Genomic DNA, 15,707 nt, shown 5'->3' on the forward strand with positions numbered 1-15,707 from the left:
CTCGGCCAGGCGACGCCCGCGCCACCCAGCCAAGTAGAGTCGGACAGGTGAGTACTAATAATGAGACGCAAGAACTAGGCCGCTTCGGCGACCGCGGGGACGGACACTCGAAGTTCATTTACCCCGCGAAGATCGACGACGGCACCGGCATGGCAACGCTCGAGGCCTTCGAGGTCTCCGCGAAGAACCTCAAGGCTGCCCGCGGCATGCTCTCCCAGGTGCTGGACGGGCGCAGCTCGATCCTGCCCGTCCCCGCCGCCGACTCCCCGGACGCGGGTGCCAGCGACGAGCTGAAGAAGGTCATGCGGGCAGGCGAGCCGGTCGAGGCCGGCACCCTCGTGGCCACCACCTCCGGGTCCACGGGCACCCCGAAGGGCGCGCTGCTCTCCGCCGCGAACCTGCGCTCCTCCGCCCGCGCCACCGAGCAGGTGCTGCGCAAGAAGTTGAAGGTGGAGCCGGGCCCGTGGCTGCTGGCCCTGCCGGCCCACCACATCGCGGGTCTGCAGGTGATTCTGCGTGGCATGATGGCCGGTTTCACCCCGGTCGCGACCACCGCGTTGATCGAGGGCACGGGCTTTAGCGTGTCCGGTTTCGCAGCCGATGCCGCCGCGCTGAAGAAGCGCTTCCCGCACGAGGACCTGCACACCTCCCTGGTCCCGCCGCAGGTTCACTCCCTGCTGGAGTCCGAGGAAGGCATCGAGGCGCTGAAGCTCTTCGGCGCGGTCCTCATCGGTGGTGCGGCGCTGGGCGATAAGGCCCGCCAGCAGCTGGACGAGGCGGGTGTGAACTACGTCCTCACCTACGGTTCCAGCGAGACCAGCGGGGGGATGGTCTACGACGGCCAGGCGCTGCCGGGCGCGACCGTGCGCATCGAGGACGCGGACGCCAACGGCGCCGGCCGCATCGTCCTGGAAGGCCCGATGGTCGCCCGCGGTTACCGCAATAAGGACGAGGACTGCTTCCCCGAGCTCGGGGTGTACCGCACCAGCGACATCGGCGCCCTGGACGGGGACACGCTGCGGGTGCTGGGCCGCGCCGACGGCGCGATCAACACCGGTGGCGTGAAGGTGCTTCCCGAGCAGTCGGAGAACGCCACCCGCTCCCACGCGGTCGTGGACGGCGAGGCGGTCTCCGAGGTCTGTGTTTCTGGTGTTTCCGACGAGCACTGGGGCGAGGCCGTGGTCGCCGTGCTGCGCACCGCTGGTGCTGAAGCTTCCGGCGAGCCGGTGGAGGTCACCGACGCCGTGCGCTCCTCCATGCGGGAGGCCGGTTGCGCGGATTACCTCATCCCGCGCCGCGCCTTCGCCGTCGCGGAGCTGCCGAAGACCGGCCCGGGCAAGCTGGATCGCATCGCGATCGCGGAGCTCGCCCGCCAGGCCGTCGCCGCGAACTAGAGGTTCTCCGTCACCACCCGCAGCGCGGAGACGGCCGCACCGTCCGTCTCCTGCAGCATCAGCGGGTCGGTGCGTGGCATGGGGGAAATCGTCATATCCGCGCGCATGTCCTGCAGCGGGATGCCAACCATGTGCACCCGCGGATCAACCTGCCCGTCCTCGTGGATCAAGCGGCTTGTTGCCAGCTCGACCTCCGGGGCACGGGAGGTAGAGCCATCACCTCGCAGCCAGGTGCGCATGCGGCCGGCATCCTTGAGTTGCTGGCTCAGCGGATCGGCGGTGCTGCGCACGTCCGGCTTGTGCAGCCACGCATCCACCAGGGTGCGGGACTCCACTGGCTCCTCCCGGGTCACCGGGGAGGTCATGACGAACGCGGGTGTTTCGGGGTCGATCACCATCGTCGGGTGCGCGCCCAGGAAGCGAACGTAACCGGCGTCCACCAGGCACAGCAGCTCGGCGGTGCGGAAGGCCGGCGGCCCGGAGCCCACCATCTGGCCCACACGCTTGAGCTCCGCATAGGCACCCCGGCGGGACTCGGTGGTGAACCGGCTGGGCTCGTCCACGACGGCGGCGGGCTTGCGGGCCGCACCGATGGCCTGCAGGCCCATCTTCACCGCCGAATCGCGAGCGGACTGTGCCTCGGCGAGGTCCGCGGCCAAGCCATCGGCAATGCGCGCGGTGAGCTCGTCGATGCTCTGGCCCGCCTCCCCGGCCTGCTCCGCGAAACGCGCAACGGGATCGGCGTGATACGGCAGGTCAAAGCGGTTTTCCTTGAGCACCAGACCGTCCAGGCGGGCGTCCTCGTGCAGCCGCCACGGGTCGGTGTCCGGGTCGTCGATGAGCTCGCCGACCTTCTTTAGGACGTCAGGCTCGGCTGCCAGCAGGACCCGGTAGTAGGCCTCTTGTGCGTCCCGCAGGATCGCCGGCCACAGGGTCTCGCCGAAGTCCAGGCTGTTCGCCGGGATCTGTGCGAGATCCAGCTCCGCAACAGCAGCCTTGAAGCGGGGCAGCCAGGCCGCGGGGGGCAGCGAGCCGAAGACCGGCTTCGGCTGGTACGGGTAGCCGTGGTGGGAGGTCACCACGAGCTTCGGCTCCCGGCCGGAGGGCTCATAGCGCAGCCCCGAGCGGGCCTCGGCGTCCGGGATAAAGCGCCCACCGCGGTCGATGGTGAGCATGGCCATGAGGTCGAAGAAGCCCATGCCCAGGCCGCGGACCAGCACCTCCTCCTGGGATTCTTCCCAGGAGGGGATCTGGCTGATCTGCTGGTCGGCGGGATTGCCGGGGCGAACCCAGGTGAGGGCTGGGTGCATATCCACGGCGGATGCGGTGAAGCTCTCCATCGCATCGGGGGTGGTGTCGGCCCAGCCGATGGCCAGCACGGTGGCGTCCGCGAGGATCGTGGTGCCGTTGTCCAGAGTGATGCGGTCGCGGGCTGATTGGCCTTCGGCGTCGCCGTTCCCGGCGCCTGCCCCGGTTGCGGAGCCCGCCGGCACCTCCTCGATCTCGGTGGCGCGGGCGAGGTGCTGATGCACTGAAATCCCCTCCGGGAGCAAGCCCAGCACCACGCTGAACACCCAGCGCAGGTACTCGCCGTAGAGCGCACGGCTGGGGTGCGATTCGGGCCGGGTATCGGCGATCTCCGCGGCGTATTCCGCCAGGGACCACCCCGTACCCACGGTGGGGGCGGATTCTCCGGTCCCTGCCGTCCCGTCCGACAGGCGCTCCGCAGCCTGGGCTCCATCGTTATTCGAGGTCAGCGAGGCGTGTTCGCCCCCGACGCTCAGTGGGAGGCGAGTGAACAGATCTGTCTTTTTTCCGCGCGGATCCCGCTCTGGGCCCAGCTCTTCGCCGCGAATGAGCATGATCCACTCGTGCATGGTCGGCCCCTCCAGCACGGGCGCGGTGACGGTAGCTCCGGGCTCGGTGAAGAGGGTGACCGCATCGGCCAGAGTGTTCATGCACAGGGTCTTGGTCTGGTCGGTGCGCCAGACTTTCCCCTCCCCCGGCCGCACCTCGTCAACCACATGAATGTCCAGGTGAGTGGTGGTTTTACTCGGATCGAGCTGGCGGTATTCGGCGGCGAGGCGCTCCAGGATGGAAATACCTCGCGGGCCACCTCCGATGATCGCGATGGTGGGCGTTGAATCGGTCATGGTCCTTGGGCTGGTCATGTAGGCCATCTTATCGTGCAGGTTTTTCCGTGGTACCCTTGCCCTCACCCCTTATAGACAGATCTGTTCATTTTTATCCATAGGAGGGAATACTTATGTCCCCCGGCTTGCCCCGCACCGAGGGCACGTCCAGGCGCCGTACCCGGCGCCCCATCAGATCGGTGATCACCCTGCTCACCGCCGTCGTCCTCGGTCTCGGCGGACTCACCGCCTGCAGCAGCGCCGGTGGTTCCGAGGACAACCCCGCCGAGCTGACCTACCTCGACTCCCTCCCCTTCAATAACCTCTACCCGCCGACCGCGGGCTTCTACCCCAACGGCGGGGTCGTCAACAACATCACCGACCGGCTGCTGTGGCAGGACCCGGACACCCTCGAGCTCCACCCGTGGATCGCCACCGACCTGCCGGAGGTCAACGAGGACGCCACCGAGTTCACCTTCCGCCTGCGCGACGGGGTCACCTACTCCGACGGCACCCCGCTGGACGCGGAGAACGTCGTCAAGAACTTCGACCTCTTCGGCCTCGGGAACACGGAGAACAAGCTCACCGCCTCCGAACAGATCAGCTCCTACGAGCGCGGCGAGGTTATCGACGATTCCACCGTCCGCTTCCACTTCAGCGAGCCCGAGCCCGGCTTCCCCCAGGCTGCCAGCTCCATCAACGCCGGGCTGCTGGCCAACGCCTCCCTGGACATGACAGACGAGGGTTTCGCCCCTGGTTCTGCCCGCAAGGTCATTGGCTCCGGCCCCTTCGTCATCACCGGCGAGAAGCGGAACCGCGAACTGACCTTGAGCGCCCGGGAGGACTACGACTGGGCGCCACCGGTCTTCGCCGAGCGCGGCCTGAACACCGGGCGTCCGGAGCTGGACACCGTGCGCGTCGTCGTCGCCAAGGAGGACAGCGTCCGCGTCGGTGGACTCAAGGCCGGGCAGGCGGACATCGCCCGCCAAATCGAGGCCCCGGAGGAAAAGCACCTCGCCAAGGCCGGAATCAACATCCACGCAGCACCGACCAACGGCGTGAACAACGGCCTGGCCTTCCGCTTCCGCCACCCGCTGCTGCAGGACATCCGGGTGCGCCAGGCGATCATCGCCGGCGTGGATCGCGAGAAGATCCTGCGCACCCTGTTCTCCGACTCCTACCCGCTGGCCACCTCCACCCTCGCCCACACCGCGCAGGGCTACGAGGAGCAGAAGGGTGCCTACGAGTTCAACCCGGATAAGGCCCGCGCGCTCCTCGACGAGGCCGGCTGGACCGTCGGGCACGACGGTATCCGCACCAAGGACGGCAAGCGCCTGCGCCTCGTCGTCAACGACGCCCCACAGCAACCCCGCACCCGGGAGGTCGTCACGATGCTGCAGCAACAACTGCGCGCCGTCGGCATCGACGCGCAGCTGCACCCCGGCGACGTCGCCGCCCAAAAGGCAGCCCAGACGGACGAGAATCAGGTGCAGCTCAACCTCACGATGGTGGGCCGCGCCGACTACGACGTCATTAAAAGCCAGTACTACTCCGAGAACCGCAACGCGCTGCTGAACATGCACCCCGACGAATCCATCGGCGATGAGAAACTCCAGCAGCTCCTGCTCGACGTCGCGCAGTCCCCCACCGAGGAGGCTCGCGCGCGAGCCTCCAAGGCAGTGCAGAAGCACCTGACCGATAACGCCTACGTCCTGCCCTTCTTCGAGGAACCGCAGGTCTTCGGCGTGCACCCACACGTCCACGGCTTCCGCGCCGAGAGCATCGGCCGACCCTGGTTCTACCTGACCCGAAAGGAGGCCCAGCCATGACCGGCCGCCAGATCCTCGCCCGCATCGGCCAGGCGATCCTCGTGTTGTGGGCCACCTTCACCCTCGCATTCATCCTGCTCACCGCACTGCCCGGGGATGCGGTGGCCACCCGCTACGCCGACCCCGAGCTTGGGCTCTCCCCGGCGCAGATCCAGCAGATGCGCGACGTGTACGGCGCCGACGAGCCCACCCTCGTGCGCTACATCAGCTCTCTCACCGGCGCGCTGCGCGGGGACTTCGGAAACTCCCTGATGAACGGCGAGTCCGTGACCAGCGCTTTGGGCGCTGCTCTGCCAAACACGCTCGCCCTGGCGCTCGTGGCTTTTCTGCTCGCCAGCGTGATCGCTCTGGCCCTGGCCACGCTCGCCGCCCCAGGCCGCAACAACCGGTTCAGCCGCTGGCTGGCCAATACTCTGGCGAGCGTCCCCTCCCTGCTGATCGCACTGCCCCCGTTCTGGCTGGGCATCATCCTGATCCAGGTGTTCAGCTTCACGCTGGGGTGGATCCCCGTCATCGACGCCTCCCCGACCCAGTCGATCATCCTGCCCGCCATCGCCATCGCCCTGCCGCTGTCCGCGCCGATGGCCCAGGTGTTGCTCCGCGGGATTCAGGACGCCTCGGCCCAGCCCTTCGTCACCGTGGTGCGGGCCCGTGGGGCCAGCCACCACTGGGTGCTGTGGCGCAACGTCCTGCGCAACGCGATGCTTCCCGCACTGACCATCGCCGGGCTGACCTTCGGTGAGCTCATCGGCGGCGCTGTGGTCACCGAGGCCGTGTTCAGCCGCGCTGGCATCGGCGCGATGACCGTGGACGCCGTATCTAACCGCGATACCCCGGTGCTCATGGCCGTCGTCGTCATCAGCGCCGCGGTCTACGTGCTGGTCAACCTGGCCGTCGATCTGCTGTACCCGGTGCTCGACCCCCGGCTGCGCAGCCGGGGCGCACAACCCGCCACCACGAATGGGAGGGGCTAAACCATGACCACCACACTGACCTCTCGGCCCTCGCTGCGCTCCCGGCTAACCGGTCGCAACCTTCCCCGCCCGCGGAAAGCGGGCTGGGGCGCGGTCGTCTCCGGGCTCATCGTTGTCATCGCACTGGCCTGGGCACTCGTGCCGGGGCTGTTCGCCTCGGGCGACCCCGTGAACTCCGGTAGCACCGCCCCGCTGCTGCCGCCGAGCACCGAGCACTGGTTCGGCACCGACGCCGTCGGCCGCGACCTCTACACCCGCGTGGTGTGGGGCACCCGGCAGTCCCTGCTCGGGGCGCTCATCGCGGTTCTGCTCGGCATGATCATCGGCACCCTGCTGGGTGTCATCGCCGGGTCCTCCCGCGCCCGGCGCGGCTCCAGCACAGGTGGTAAGGGCAGCTGGGTGGACACGCTGATCATGCGCATCGTGGACGTCCTGCTCGCCATCCCGGCCCTGCTGCTCAGCCTCTCGGTGATCATCGTGCTGGGTTACGGCTCGATCAACGCGGCCATCGCCGTGGGTATCACCAACGTCGCGATGTTCGCCCGGCTCGCCCGCTCCGAGGTGCTGGGCGTGGCGTCCTCCGATTATGTCGAGGCCGCCTACGCCTCCGGCGGCACCCGTGCCTCCGTGCTGTGGCGGCACGTCCTGCCGAACTCGCTGACCCCGGTGCTCGCGCTGGCGGCCCTCCAGTTCGGCAGCGCCATCCTGCAGCTGTCCACCCTGAGCTTCCTGGGCTACGGTGCTCCGCCACCGACGCCCGAGTGGGGCCTGATCATCGCCGAGGGCCGGGACTTCATCGCCACGTCCTGGTGGCTGACCGTCCTACCGGGCCTAGCCATCGTCCTCGTCGTCCTGGCGACCAACCACCTCAGCACCGTCCTCCGCGACCGGGAAGGAGCCCGCTCATGACCACCCCATTGCTGAAGGTCACCGACCTCGCGGTCACGTACAATTCCGCCCACGGCCCCGTGCACGCGGTGACGGATGTGTCCTTCTCCGTCGCCCCCGGTCGGGTCACCGCCATCGTGGGAGAATCCGGTTCCGGAAAATCCACCTCCGCCATGGCGACGATGGGGCTGCTGCCTGCCAACGCGTCGGCGTCCGGAAAAATCGAGCTCAATGGGCAGGACCTGAACCGCATCACGCAGCAGCAGTGGCGCGGCGTCCGCGGCCTGAAGATCGGGCTCATCCCGCAGGACCCCGGAACCTCGCTGAACCCCGTGAAGACCATCGGCGACTCGGTGGGCGAGGTGCTGCGCATTCACCGCCAGGTGCTGGGCAATCCCAGCACACAGGAGCGCCGGGCAACCGTCATCGAGCTCCTGGAGGCCGTGGGCATCGACAACCCCGAGCTGCGCTATGACCAGTATCCGCACGAGCTCTCCGGCGGTATGCGGCAGCGTGCCCTCATCGCCGCCGCGCTGGCCACCGAACCGGACCTCATCATCGCCGACGAGCCCACCAGTGCGTTGGACGTAACGGTGCAGCAGACAATCCTGGACCTCATCGACCAACTGCGGGAAGACCGCGGCATCGGCGTGCTGCTCATCACGCACGACCTCGCCGTGGCCAGCGACCGGGCCGACGAGCTGGTGGTCATGCAATCCGGCCAGGTCAAGGAGGCCGGGCTCACCGGCCGCATCCTCGGCGATCCGCGGCACCCCTACACCCGACGGCTGCTCGATGATGCGCCTGGCCTCACCAACCCGGTGCGCCAACCGGAGCGCGCCCGGAAGCATAAGGCAGCCAGTGCCCCGGCGGCCGACGCTCCTGGCGGCGAGGTGAACCCCGAAGAGAAGACCCCCGCTACCCCGGCGGCACGCGACTCCGAGGAGTCCACTCCCCCGCTGCTGCGCGTCAGCTCGATGAGCAAACAGTTCCAGCCCGCGCGCGGCCAAGAAGCATTCACCGCAGTCGACGGCGTGAGCTTCTCCGTCGCCCGCGGCACCACGCACGCGATCGTCGGGCAATCGGGTTCCGGCAAATCCACCCTCGCCCGCATGATCTGCGCCTTCGAGGAGCCCAGCACGGGCGCCGCCTACCTCGAGGGCGCTGCCATCAACGAGCTCGCGGACAAGGACCCGCGCCAACTGCGCCGTCGGCTGCAGATGGTCTACCAAAACCCCTATGGCTCGCTGGACCCGCGCCAGTCCATCGGTTCGGCGATCGCCGAGCCACTGCGAAACCTCAGCTCGCTGACGCGGACACAGATCCGCGCAAAGGTCACCGAGGTCTTGGATCAGGTCAGCCTCCCCGAGGCACTGGCCAACCGGCGTGCCGGGGAGCTCTCCGGCGGGCAACGCCAGCGCGTGGCCATCGCCCGCGCACTGGTCCTGGAGCCGGAGCTGTTGGTTCTCGACGAGGCCGTATCCGCGCTGGACGTCACCGTCCAGGCCCGCATCCTGGAGCTGCTCAACGAGCTGCAGGAGGAGCTGGGCCTGACCTACCTGTTCATCTCCCACGACCTCGCCGTCGTCCGGGAGATCAGCGACACGGTCAGCGTGATGAGCAAGGGCCGCCAGGTGGAGCTGGGCTTCACCGAGGAGATCTTCAACGATCCGCAGCACGATTTCACCCGTCAGCTGCTGCGGGCCATCCCGGGCCAGCGTTACCGCGAAGGCGTGTTCAACCTGGGGCTTTAGGGTCGGGACATGGAGATCCGCAGTGCAGAGCGGGCGGCGGCGTCCGTCTCCTGGAAGATCACCGGGTCCTCCCCCACCTTCGGTGAGTTCGTCATATCTGCCCGCACCTCCCGCAACGGCACACCCAGCATGTGCACCCGGGGGTCGCGCTGACCCGACTGGCCAATAAGCAGGCCCGTTTCCCGGTCCACCTCCGGGGCGCCAGACAGGGAGCCATCGCCCCAGGCCCAAGCCCGCATCCGGGACTGTGCCAGCAACTGCCTGCTCAGCGGGCAGGCCGTGTGCCGCACATCCGGGTCATGGATCAGCGCCTCGATCAGCACAGACGCGCACACTTCCTCCCCCGTCGTCGCGGAACGGACCCGAAACGCCGGGGTCTCCTCGTCCACGGTGAGCTCCGGTTTCGCGCCAAGGAAGCGCACCAGCCCAGCGTCGATGAGAGCGAGCAGCTCGGCGGTGCGGAAGGCGGGCGGGCCGACGCTCACCATCTGGGCGATGCTGCCGAAAAACGCGTATTCCTCCTCGCGGGACGCCTGCGTAAACCGCCCCGGCTCGTCGACCAGGGCGATCCGTTTCATCGCCGCGCCGAAGCTGAAGAGCCCCATCTTCACCGGGGACTTTTCGCCGCGCTGCGCCTCCTGCCAGTCTGCAAGGAGGTGGTCGAACAGGGTCCGGGTAAAGGAGTCGATGGTCAACTCCTCGCCCGCTTCCTCCGCCTTGTCCTCCAGATGAGAGACCGGGTTGTTCTCCCAGGGGATGTTGAATCGTTTTTCCGGGTCCACCAGCCCGTCCAGGCGGGTGTCCTCGTGCATGTTCAGCGGGTCGGTGGCCGGGTCGTCGATGATCTCACCGACCTTTTTTAGGACGTCAGGTTCGGCCGCCAGCAGAACCCGGTAGTAGGCCTCTTGTGCGTCGCGCAGCAGTGCTGGCCACAGCGTTTCCCCGAAGTCCAGGCTATTGGGGTCCAGCGGAGTATCGAGCTGGGCGATCGCCCGGCCCAGGCGGCGTAGCTCCGCGCGCGGCGGCATGCCCGAAAACTCCGGGCGGGGCTGATGTGGGTAGCCACGGCCCGCCATCGCCAGGATCCGCGGTTCCCGCCCAGATGGTTGATAGCGCAATCCCGCCAGCGCGGTGACGTCGGGGATGAAGGCTCCGCCCCGGCCGACCGTGAGCATGGACATAGCGTCGAAAAACCCCATGCCCAAACCGCGGATCAGGATCTCCTGACCGGATTCCGCCCAGCTGGGAACAGTGGAGAAGTCCTGATCAGCTGGGTTATTCGGCGCGATCCACTCCAGCTGCTCGTGGGTGCTCGCAGCTGCGGCGAGCTCCCGCTCCTCCGGGGCCAGCTCAGTATCCAGCCAGCCCAGCGCGAGCACGGTCGCGTGTGCGCGCAGGCGGGTGCCGTCCGCAAGTTCGATGGTGTCCGTGCCGTCTGCCGCCGCTTCGATCCCCACCGCCTTCGAGCGGTGCACCGTCACCTCGATGGCCTCCGGGACCATGCCCAGCACCGCGGAGAAGGCCCAGCGAAGGTACTCGCCGTATAGGCCCCGCGGCGGGTGCGTATTCGGTTCGGCCTGGTCTATGTCCTTTGCCCGGTGACTCAGCGGCTGGACCGGTTGCCGGGAAAACAGCGCCGCCTTCGCCCCGCGCGGATCGCGCTGCTCGCCCAGCTCCTCGCCACGAACCAGCATGATCCACTCGTACATGGTGGGGCCTTCGAGGAACGGGGAGTGCACGCTGGAGCCGGGCTCCGGGAACAGGGTCACCGCGTCGGCCAGCGTGTTCATGCACAGGTCGAAGTTCTGGTCGGTGCGCCAGACGCGTCCCGCACCGGGCTGGACGTCGTCCACCACGGCCACGGCCAGGCGCTCGGGTGCCGCACCCTGCTCCGCCAGCTCCCGGTAGGTAGCCACGATCCGCTCCAGCACAGAGATCCCCCGTGGCCCCGCGCCAATGATCGCGATCCTGCGCTCAACACTGCTCATGGCCCCACCCTACGGATTAACCCGGACAAGCCTGGCTGCTCAGTCCTGCGCCCAAGCGAGTAGAGTAAACAGTTTGCATCCGCCCATGCCCGAAGGAAGGTTGACCGTCGCGTATGTCTGCCACCAACACCGCCACCGCCGCCGACTGGCTTGAAGGCGCCCGCCCACACACCTGGGCTAATGCCATCGCCCCGGTGCTGGCCGGAACAGCAGCCGCGGTGACCACCGGCGGGGCATCCTTCCCACGGGCACTACTCGCCCTCGTGGTCGCGCTCGCGCTGATCATCGGCGTGAACTACGCGAACGATTACTCCGACGGCATCCGCGGCACCGACGACGACCGCTCCGGCCCGCTGCGCCTCACCGGCTCCGGGCTGGTGGAGCCCAAGCTCGTCAAGTACGCCGCCTTCGCCTGCTTCGGGGTGGCTGGGGTCGCCGGAATCGCGCTGAGCCTGCTGAGCGCCTGGTGGCTGATCCTCATCGGCGCGGTCTGCATCGCCGGAGCCTGGTTCTACACCGGCGGCGAAAACCCCTATGGCTACCGGGGCCTGGGCGAGGTCGCGGTCTTCATCTTCTTCGGCCTCGTCGCAGTGCTGGGCACGGAGTTCACGCAGTCCGGGCAGGTCACCTGGCGCGGGCTCGGCCTCGCGGTGACGATCGGCGCGCTCTCCTCGTCCGTGAACCTGGCCAATAACCTCCGCGACATCCCGACCGACTCGGTCACCGGCAAGATCACCCTCGCCGTGCGCCTGGGCGATGCGGGCACCCGCGCGCTGTGGCTGAGCCTGGTCGGCGGTTCCGTGGTGCTCACCATCGCGCTGGCCTTCGGTCAGCTCGCTGCCCTGCTGGGCCTGCTGGCAGTGCCGCTGTGGGTGCTGGCCTCCGGTCCGGTGCGCAAGGGCGCGCAGGGCAAGGGCCTGATCCCGGTACTGGGGCTCACTGGCCGCGGCATGTTGCTGTGGTCGGTGATGATGCTGGTCGCAGCGTTTATCTAGCCATCTAGTTCACTCCGACGCTGCTCCCCCGCTGCGCACTCACCTGCGCAGCTCCAGCCGCACTGTCCGCCCCGCTGGCCCCCGCTGATCCTCGCTGCTCTAGTCGTGCAGGCGGTCCTGCAGCTGCTCCTGCAGCTGGCGCTTGTGCTCGCGCCGCGCGGAATCCCACTCCGCCATCTGCGCGGTCACGCGCAGCCGCAGATTCTTAAACATCATCATGGACAGCGGCAGCGCGAGGATGAGCGCCAGCAGCGCGCTCATCAGCAGCGGGAAGAAGTTCGCCATCCCCAGCAGGATCACGATCGAGTGGATCACGAACGTCAGCACCAGGAACAGCACCAGCCGCAGGAATCCGTATAGCAAAACATCCCGCCAGGCCTTCGAGCCGAGCTTCGGCTTCTGCCCGGGCGGCCCCGGCAGCGCTGGTTCAACCTGGGATGGGTCTTGCGGATTCTGCTTATTAGTCACGCCGTCCAGCCTACGGTCACTGCTTCGCTGGGCACCAATTGCGCTTTATTTTTAGGACGTCACCCCGGTCCGCCACCGTATTCCCGCCGCTTTTCTCCTACCCACCGAGCCCGTGAGGTGGCTAGAGTCGAGGGGAGAAACTACGCCGATTTTTATGCCTTGAAGGAGAATCGCACCCTTGGGTCGCCTCATTATCCTGATCCTGGTCATCATCACGCTCGTGATGTTGTGGAAGGCCTTCGGGCCGGGCAGCGGCAATTCTTCCTCAGTGGGCCAGCTAGGCCGCCGGCAGAATAAGCAGCTCGATCAGCAGCCGCGAGCGAAGGGCCCGGACGACGACCCGGACTTCCTGTGGAATATCGAGAAGGAACGCTTCAAGAAGCGCCGTGAGCAGGAACGCCTAGCCGAGGAAGAGGCCGAGCGCGAAAAGCGGGAGCGCCTCCGCCGCCAGCGGGACGAGGACCAGCAGGACCCGCCCGCCCAGGACTAGGCCCGGCCGCGTTAAATCTCCACCCGCGGGGAGCGCCCCGTGCGGTAGTGGTCGATGAGCAGGAACAGGTTATCCCAGCGCTTGTAGAGCTTCGCCCGCTCCAGCAGGTCCTCATCCTCGAAGACCACCTGCGGGTCTGCCACGTCCTCCGCGGCCACCCCGGCGTGGTCGAAGATCCGCTTCGTCAGCCCCGGCGCGATCGTCTCGAAGTGGGCGTAGTCCAGCGCCGGATCGCCCACCGTCATATCGGAGAAGTCCAACACGCCCACGCCCTGGTCGGGTAGCCACAGCAGGTGTTCCCGCGAGAGGTCACCGTGGGTCAAGCAGCGCCGCAGGTCCGTGCGGGCTAGCATGTCGTCCACCTCGGCCATGATGCCTTCGGCGCGGGCGTACTCCGCCGCGGAGAGCTCGGGTTTCAGCACCTCGACCATGCGGTGGCGCATCACCTCGTGCTTGCCCGGCAGGGTTCGCTCCGTGTAGTTCAGCCCGTGCTGCGCCCCCTCGGTGGCCGGGCTGATCGGCACCCCGCCGACCTCGTGGACGCCCGTCGCGTCACTCTGCCCCGGGCCGTCGGCCCACCAGCTCTCCAGGTTGCTGGCCGGCGGGAGGCTGGAGTTCATCGTGTGCATCGCCGCCAGCAGGCTGCCCAGCTGTTCGATAACGAGTTCCTGCTGCTCCGCGTTCATCTGCTGCCAGACATTCGCGTCCAACGGGGTGCCGTCGATGACGGAGAGCAGAGTCACCCGGATACGCCGCTGGTTGCCAGTGAAGCGGCGCGGCACGTGGGCCTGGCGCACCGTCTGCGGCAGGCGGGCGTTGGAGCGGTGCCCCAGCGCCGCGATCACCCCGGACTCCCGGGAGGCCTGCAGGCGGTAGGCCTCGGTGTAGGGTGCGCGGACGATGACGCGGTTCGGGACCATGTCCGCGAACTCTCCCTCGTCGCTGCGTACCCCCTCCAGCAAGATGACGGCGTGGTCCATGCCCTGCTTCGGCAGGAGGATGTTCTCCCAGGCCAGGTCCTGCCAGATCAGCTTGATGAAGATCGGCAGGGTCTCCGGGCGCAGGTCCTCGCGGCTGTAGTCGTGCGCCACGTCCGCCCGGTCGATGTTGCCGGTGCGGATGTCCTTCGCGCTCAGCTTGCCGATGGGCTGGAAGTTCCCAGAAGAAAAGCCGTCCTGCTGCTCTGTCACTCTCGTTGCCTCACTTTTCCCATTCCGCCTGAGCGCACAATTGCCTCAGGTATTGACCATAGGGGCTGGCCCCATGCGCGTCGGCGTTATCCCGCAACTGCTCGTCGCTGATCAGCCCCATGCGCCACGCGACCTCCTCTGGGCAGCCGACTTTCAGGCCCTGCCGCTTCTCGATCGCGCCGACGAAGTCGCTGGCGCCGTTGAGGTCGTCGATCGTGCCGGTGTCCAGCCAGGCCGTGCCGCGGGGCAGCACCTCCACGTGCAGGCGGCCTTGCTCCAGATAGGCCTGGTTGATGCCGGTGATCTCCAACTCACCGCGCTCGGAGGGCTGAAGTTGCTTGGCGATCTCCACCACGTCCGGGCCATAGAAATACAGCCCCGGCACCGCGTATGGGGAGCGCGGCTTCGCCGGCTTCTCCTCGATGGAGATCGCCTTCCCGGTCTCGTCGAAATCCACCACCCCGTAGGCGGTTGGATCGGCGACGGCGTAGCCGAAGATCACGCCGCCATCCGGCTCGTTAAAGCGGCGCAGCTGGGTGCCCAGGCCGGAGCCGTAGAAGATATTGTCGCCCAGCACCAGCGCGACCGGTTCGTCGCCGATGAACTCCTCACCGATGATGAAGGCTTCCGCCAACCCGCGTGGGGCTTCCTGCGTGGCGTACTCGATACTCACGCCGAAGCGGCTGCCATCCCCCAGCAGCTCCTGGAAGGCCCGCTCGTCGCGCTCCGTGGTGATCACGAGAATCTCGGTGATCCCCGCAAGGATCAGGGTGGACAGCGGATAGTAGATCATCGGCTTGTCGTAGACCGGCACCAGCTGCTTCGACACACTGAAGGTGATGGGCCACAGCCGCGAACCGGTGCCACCGGCCAGAATGATTCCGCGCATGATTATCTAGCCCTCCCCGTGCTCGCCGTAGCTATCGGCGAAGTCGAGAGCCTCGGACCACTCCCGGCGCAGCTGCTGCTCCCAGCCACGTGCCTCCTGCCAATCAGCCAGGCGCGCGTGAACCTCTGCGAGGGCCGGGGCGGCGGCGTCCTTATCGGAAAGAACCGCATCGGCACGCTCCACGCCCCAGTCGATGCCCAACTCCGGGTCGAAGGGATCCACCCCGAACTCCCGATCCGGGTTATAGGCCTCGGTGACCAGGTAATTCAGCACCGCGGTCTCGGAGCGGGCGGCGAAGCCGTGACCCACCCCGATCGGCACGTGCACCGCGTAGTTATTCTTCTCGCTGAGGGTGATCTTGACGTGCTTGCCGAAGGTCGGGGAACCGACCCGCAGGTCCACCAGCACGTCCACAACCTCCCCGGCCAGGCAGCTGACGAACTTCGCCTGCCCCGGTGGCACCTCGGCCAGGTGGATGCCCCGCACCACGTCCCGGCTGCTGCGGGAGACATTCGCCTGCGCGACGTCGAAGGGGTAGCCCAGGTGCTCGGTGAACTGGGCGGCGCGGAAGCCCTCGTGGAAACTGCCGCGAGCGTCCCCGAAAACCCGCGGGGCGAAGAGCCAGGCGCCGGCGATCGGAAGGTCGACGATGGCTGGCTCGGTGGCCGAGTCCAGGGGACGCAAGTCAACAGGCAGCTCTGCGGTACTCATAGCCC

13 protein-coding genes are annotated in these 15,707 nt (G+C 67.7%); 7 read left to right on the forward strand and 6 right to left on the reverse strand.

Going from position 1 to position 15,707, the window contains the following annotated elements:
* The first annotated feature begins 47 nt into the window (after window positions 1–47).
* Window positions 48–1,394 carry an AMP-binding protein gene (locus HMPREF3097_RS04000; RefSeq protein WP_070761090.1) on the forward strand — a complete coding sequence of 449 codons (1,347 nt, stop codon included), beginning with the start codon at window positions 48–50 and terminating at the stop codon, window positions 1,392–1,394.
* Here HMPREF3097_RS04000 and HMPREF3097_RS04005 read toward each other — a convergent pair.
* Window positions 1,391–3,547 (reverse strand): FAD/NAD(P)-binding protein, encoded by a 2,157-nt coding sequence (locus tag HMPREF3097_RS04005; RefSeq protein ID WP_246821267.1) that lies wholly within the window; start codon window positions 3,545–3,547, stop codon window positions 1,391–1,393. The two genes, HMPREF3097_RS04000 and HMPREF3097_RS04005, sit on opposite strands and share 4 nt — an antisense overlap.
* Before the next feature lie 113 nt (window positions 3,548–3,660).
* Between HMPREF3097_RS04005 and HMPREF3097_RS04010 the strand changes: the two genes are divergently transcribed.
* The 4 genes from HMPREF3097_RS04010 to HMPREF3097_RS04025 are packed head-to-tail and all read left to right on the forward strand — an operon-like array spanning window position 3,661 to window position 8,971.
* Window positions 3,661–5,355 carry a TIGR04028 family ABC transporter substrate-binding protein gene (locus HMPREF3097_RS04010; protein ID WP_070761094.1) on the forward strand — a complete coding sequence of 565 codons (1,695 nt, stop codon included), beginning with the start codon at window positions 3,661–3,663 and terminating at the stop codon, window positions 5,353–5,355.
* A complete protein-coding gene (locus HMPREF3097_RS04015; protein ID WP_070761096.1) occupies window positions 5,352–6,329 on the forward strand; it encodes an ABC transporter permease in 978 nt (325 codons plus the stop codon). Before HMPREF3097_RS04010 ends, HMPREF3097_RS04015 begins: the two co-directional genes overlap by 4 nt.
* 3 nt (window positions 6,330–6,332) lie before the next feature.
* Window positions 6,333–7,238: an ABC transporter permease gene (locus HMPREF3097_RS04020; RefSeq protein WP_070761098.1), complete on the forward strand. Its 906-nt coding sequence runs from the start codon at window positions 6,333–6,335 to the stop codon at window positions 7,236–7,238.
* A complete protein-coding gene (locus tag HMPREF3097_RS04025) occupies window positions 7,235–8,971 on the forward strand; it encodes a dipeptide ABC transporter ATP-binding protein (RefSeq protein ID WP_070761100.1) in 1,737 nt (578 codons plus the stop codon). Before HMPREF3097_RS04020 ends, HMPREF3097_RS04025 begins: the two co-directional genes overlap by 4 nt.
* On the opposite strand, the gene HMPREF3097_RS04030 is transcribed toward HMPREF3097_RS04025, so the two are convergent.
* On the reverse strand, window positions 8,968–10,959 hold the full coding sequence (locus HMPREF3097_RS04030; protein WP_070761102.1) for an FAD/NAD(P)-binding protein: 1,992 nt from the start codon (window positions 10,957–10,959) through the stop codon (window positions 8,968–8,970). The two genes, HMPREF3097_RS04025 and HMPREF3097_RS04030, sit on opposite strands and share 4 nt — an antisense overlap.
* A 113-nt stretch (window positions 10,960–11,072) precedes the next feature.
* On the opposite strand from HMPREF3097_RS04030, the gene HMPREF3097_RS04035 reads away from it, so the two are divergent.
* A complete protein-coding gene (locus HMPREF3097_RS04035; RefSeq protein WP_070761104.1) occupies window positions 11,073–11,954 on the forward strand; it encodes a 1,4-dihydroxy-2-naphthoate polyprenyltransferase in 882 nt (293 codons plus the stop codon).
* A gap of 99 nt (window positions 11,955–12,053) precedes the next feature.
* Here the strand turns inward: HMPREF3097_RS04035 and HMPREF3097_RS04040 are convergent, their stop codons facing one another.
* Window positions 12,054–12,422 carry a DUF4229 domain-containing protein gene (locus HMPREF3097_RS04040; protein ID WP_083317941.1) on the reverse strand — a complete coding sequence of 123 codons (369 nt, stop codon included), beginning with the start codon at window positions 12,420–12,422 and terminating at the stop codon, window positions 12,054–12,056.
* Window positions 12,423–12,600: 178 nt separating this feature from the next.
* On the opposite strand from HMPREF3097_RS04040, the gene HMPREF3097_RS04045 reads away from it, so the two are divergent.
* Window positions 12,601–12,912, forward strand: coding sequence for a hypothetical protein (locus HMPREF3097_RS04045; protein WP_070761105.1), 312 nt, complete (start codon window positions 12,601–12,603; stop codon window positions 12,910–12,912).
* A gap of 11 nt (window positions 12,913–12,923) precedes the next feature.
* On the opposite strand, the gene HMPREF3097_RS04050 is transcribed toward HMPREF3097_RS04045, so the two are convergent.
* The 3 genes from HMPREF3097_RS04050 to rfbC are packed head-to-tail and all read right to left on the reverse strand — an operon-like array spanning window position 12,924 to window position 15,702.
* Window positions 12,924–14,102 (reverse strand): phosphotransferase family protein, encoded by a 1,179-nt coding sequence (locus HMPREF3097_RS04050; RefSeq protein ID WP_070761107.1) that lies wholly within the window; start codon window positions 14,100–14,102, stop codon window positions 12,924–12,926.
* 10 nt (window positions 14,103–14,112) lie between these two features.
* Window positions 14,113–14,991: a glucose-1-phosphate thymidylyltransferase RfbA gene (rfbA, locus tag HMPREF3097_RS04055; protein ID WP_070761109.1), complete on the reverse strand. Its 879-nt coding sequence runs from the start codon at window positions 14,989–14,991 to the stop codon at window positions 14,113–14,115.
* A 6-nt stretch (window positions 14,992–14,997) separates the two neighbouring features.
* The gene (gene rfbC / locus HMPREF3097_RS04060) at window positions 14,998–15,702 is read right to left on the reverse strand and encodes a dTDP-4-dehydrorhamnose 3,5-epimerase (RefSeq protein ID WP_070761111.1); all 705 of its coding nucleotides are present in this window, start codon (window positions 15,700–15,702) and stop codon (window positions 14,998–15,000) included.
* Between the last annotated feature and the right edge of the window lie 5 nt (window positions 15,703–15,707).

The organism is Corynebacterium sp. HMSC27B11 (assembly GCF_001815985.1).
In the GTDB taxonomy this organism is placed as follows: Bacteria; Actinomycetota; Actinomycetes; order Mycobacteriales; family Mycobacteriaceae; genus Corynebacterium.

Bases quoted from the DNA above. Each gene is read 5' to 3' on its own strand.
- HMPREF3097_RS04005 (WP_246821267.1), bottom strand. From the start codon at position 3,547: ATGACCGATTCAACGCCCACCATCGCGATCATCGGAGGTGGCCCGCGA.
- HMPREF3097_RS04010 (WP_070761094.1), top strand. From the start codon at position 3,661: ATGTCCCCCGGCTTGCCCCGCACCGAGGGCACGTCCAGGCGCCGTACC.
- HMPREF3097_RS04015 (WP_070761096.1), top strand. From the start codon at position 5,352: ATGACCGGCCGCCAGATCCTCGCCCGCATCGGCCAGGCGATCCTCGTG.
- HMPREF3097_RS04020 (WP_070761098.1), top strand. From the start codon at position 6,333: ATGACCACCACACTGACCTCTCGGCCCTCGCTGCGCTCCCGGCTAACC.
- HMPREF3097_RS04025 (WP_070761100.1), top strand. From the start codon at position 7,235: ATGACCACCCCATTGCTGAAGGTCACCGACCTCGCGGTCACGTACAAT.
- HMPREF3097_RS04030 (WP_070761102.1), bottom strand. From the start codon at position 10,959: ATGAGCAGTGTTGAGCGCAGGATCGCGATCATTGGCGCGGGGCCACGG.
- HMPREF3097_RS04035 (WP_070761104.1), top strand. From the start codon at position 11,073: ATGTCTGCCACCAACACCGCCACCGCCGCCGACTGGCTTGAAGGCGCC.
- rfbA (WP_070761109.1), bottom strand. From the start codon at position 14,991: ATGCGCGGAATCATTCTGGCCGGTGGCACCGGTTCGCGGCTGTGGCCC.
- rfbC (WP_070761111.1), bottom strand. From the start codon at position 15,702: ATGAGTACCGCAGAGCTGCCTGTTGACTTGCGTCCCCTGGACTCGGCC.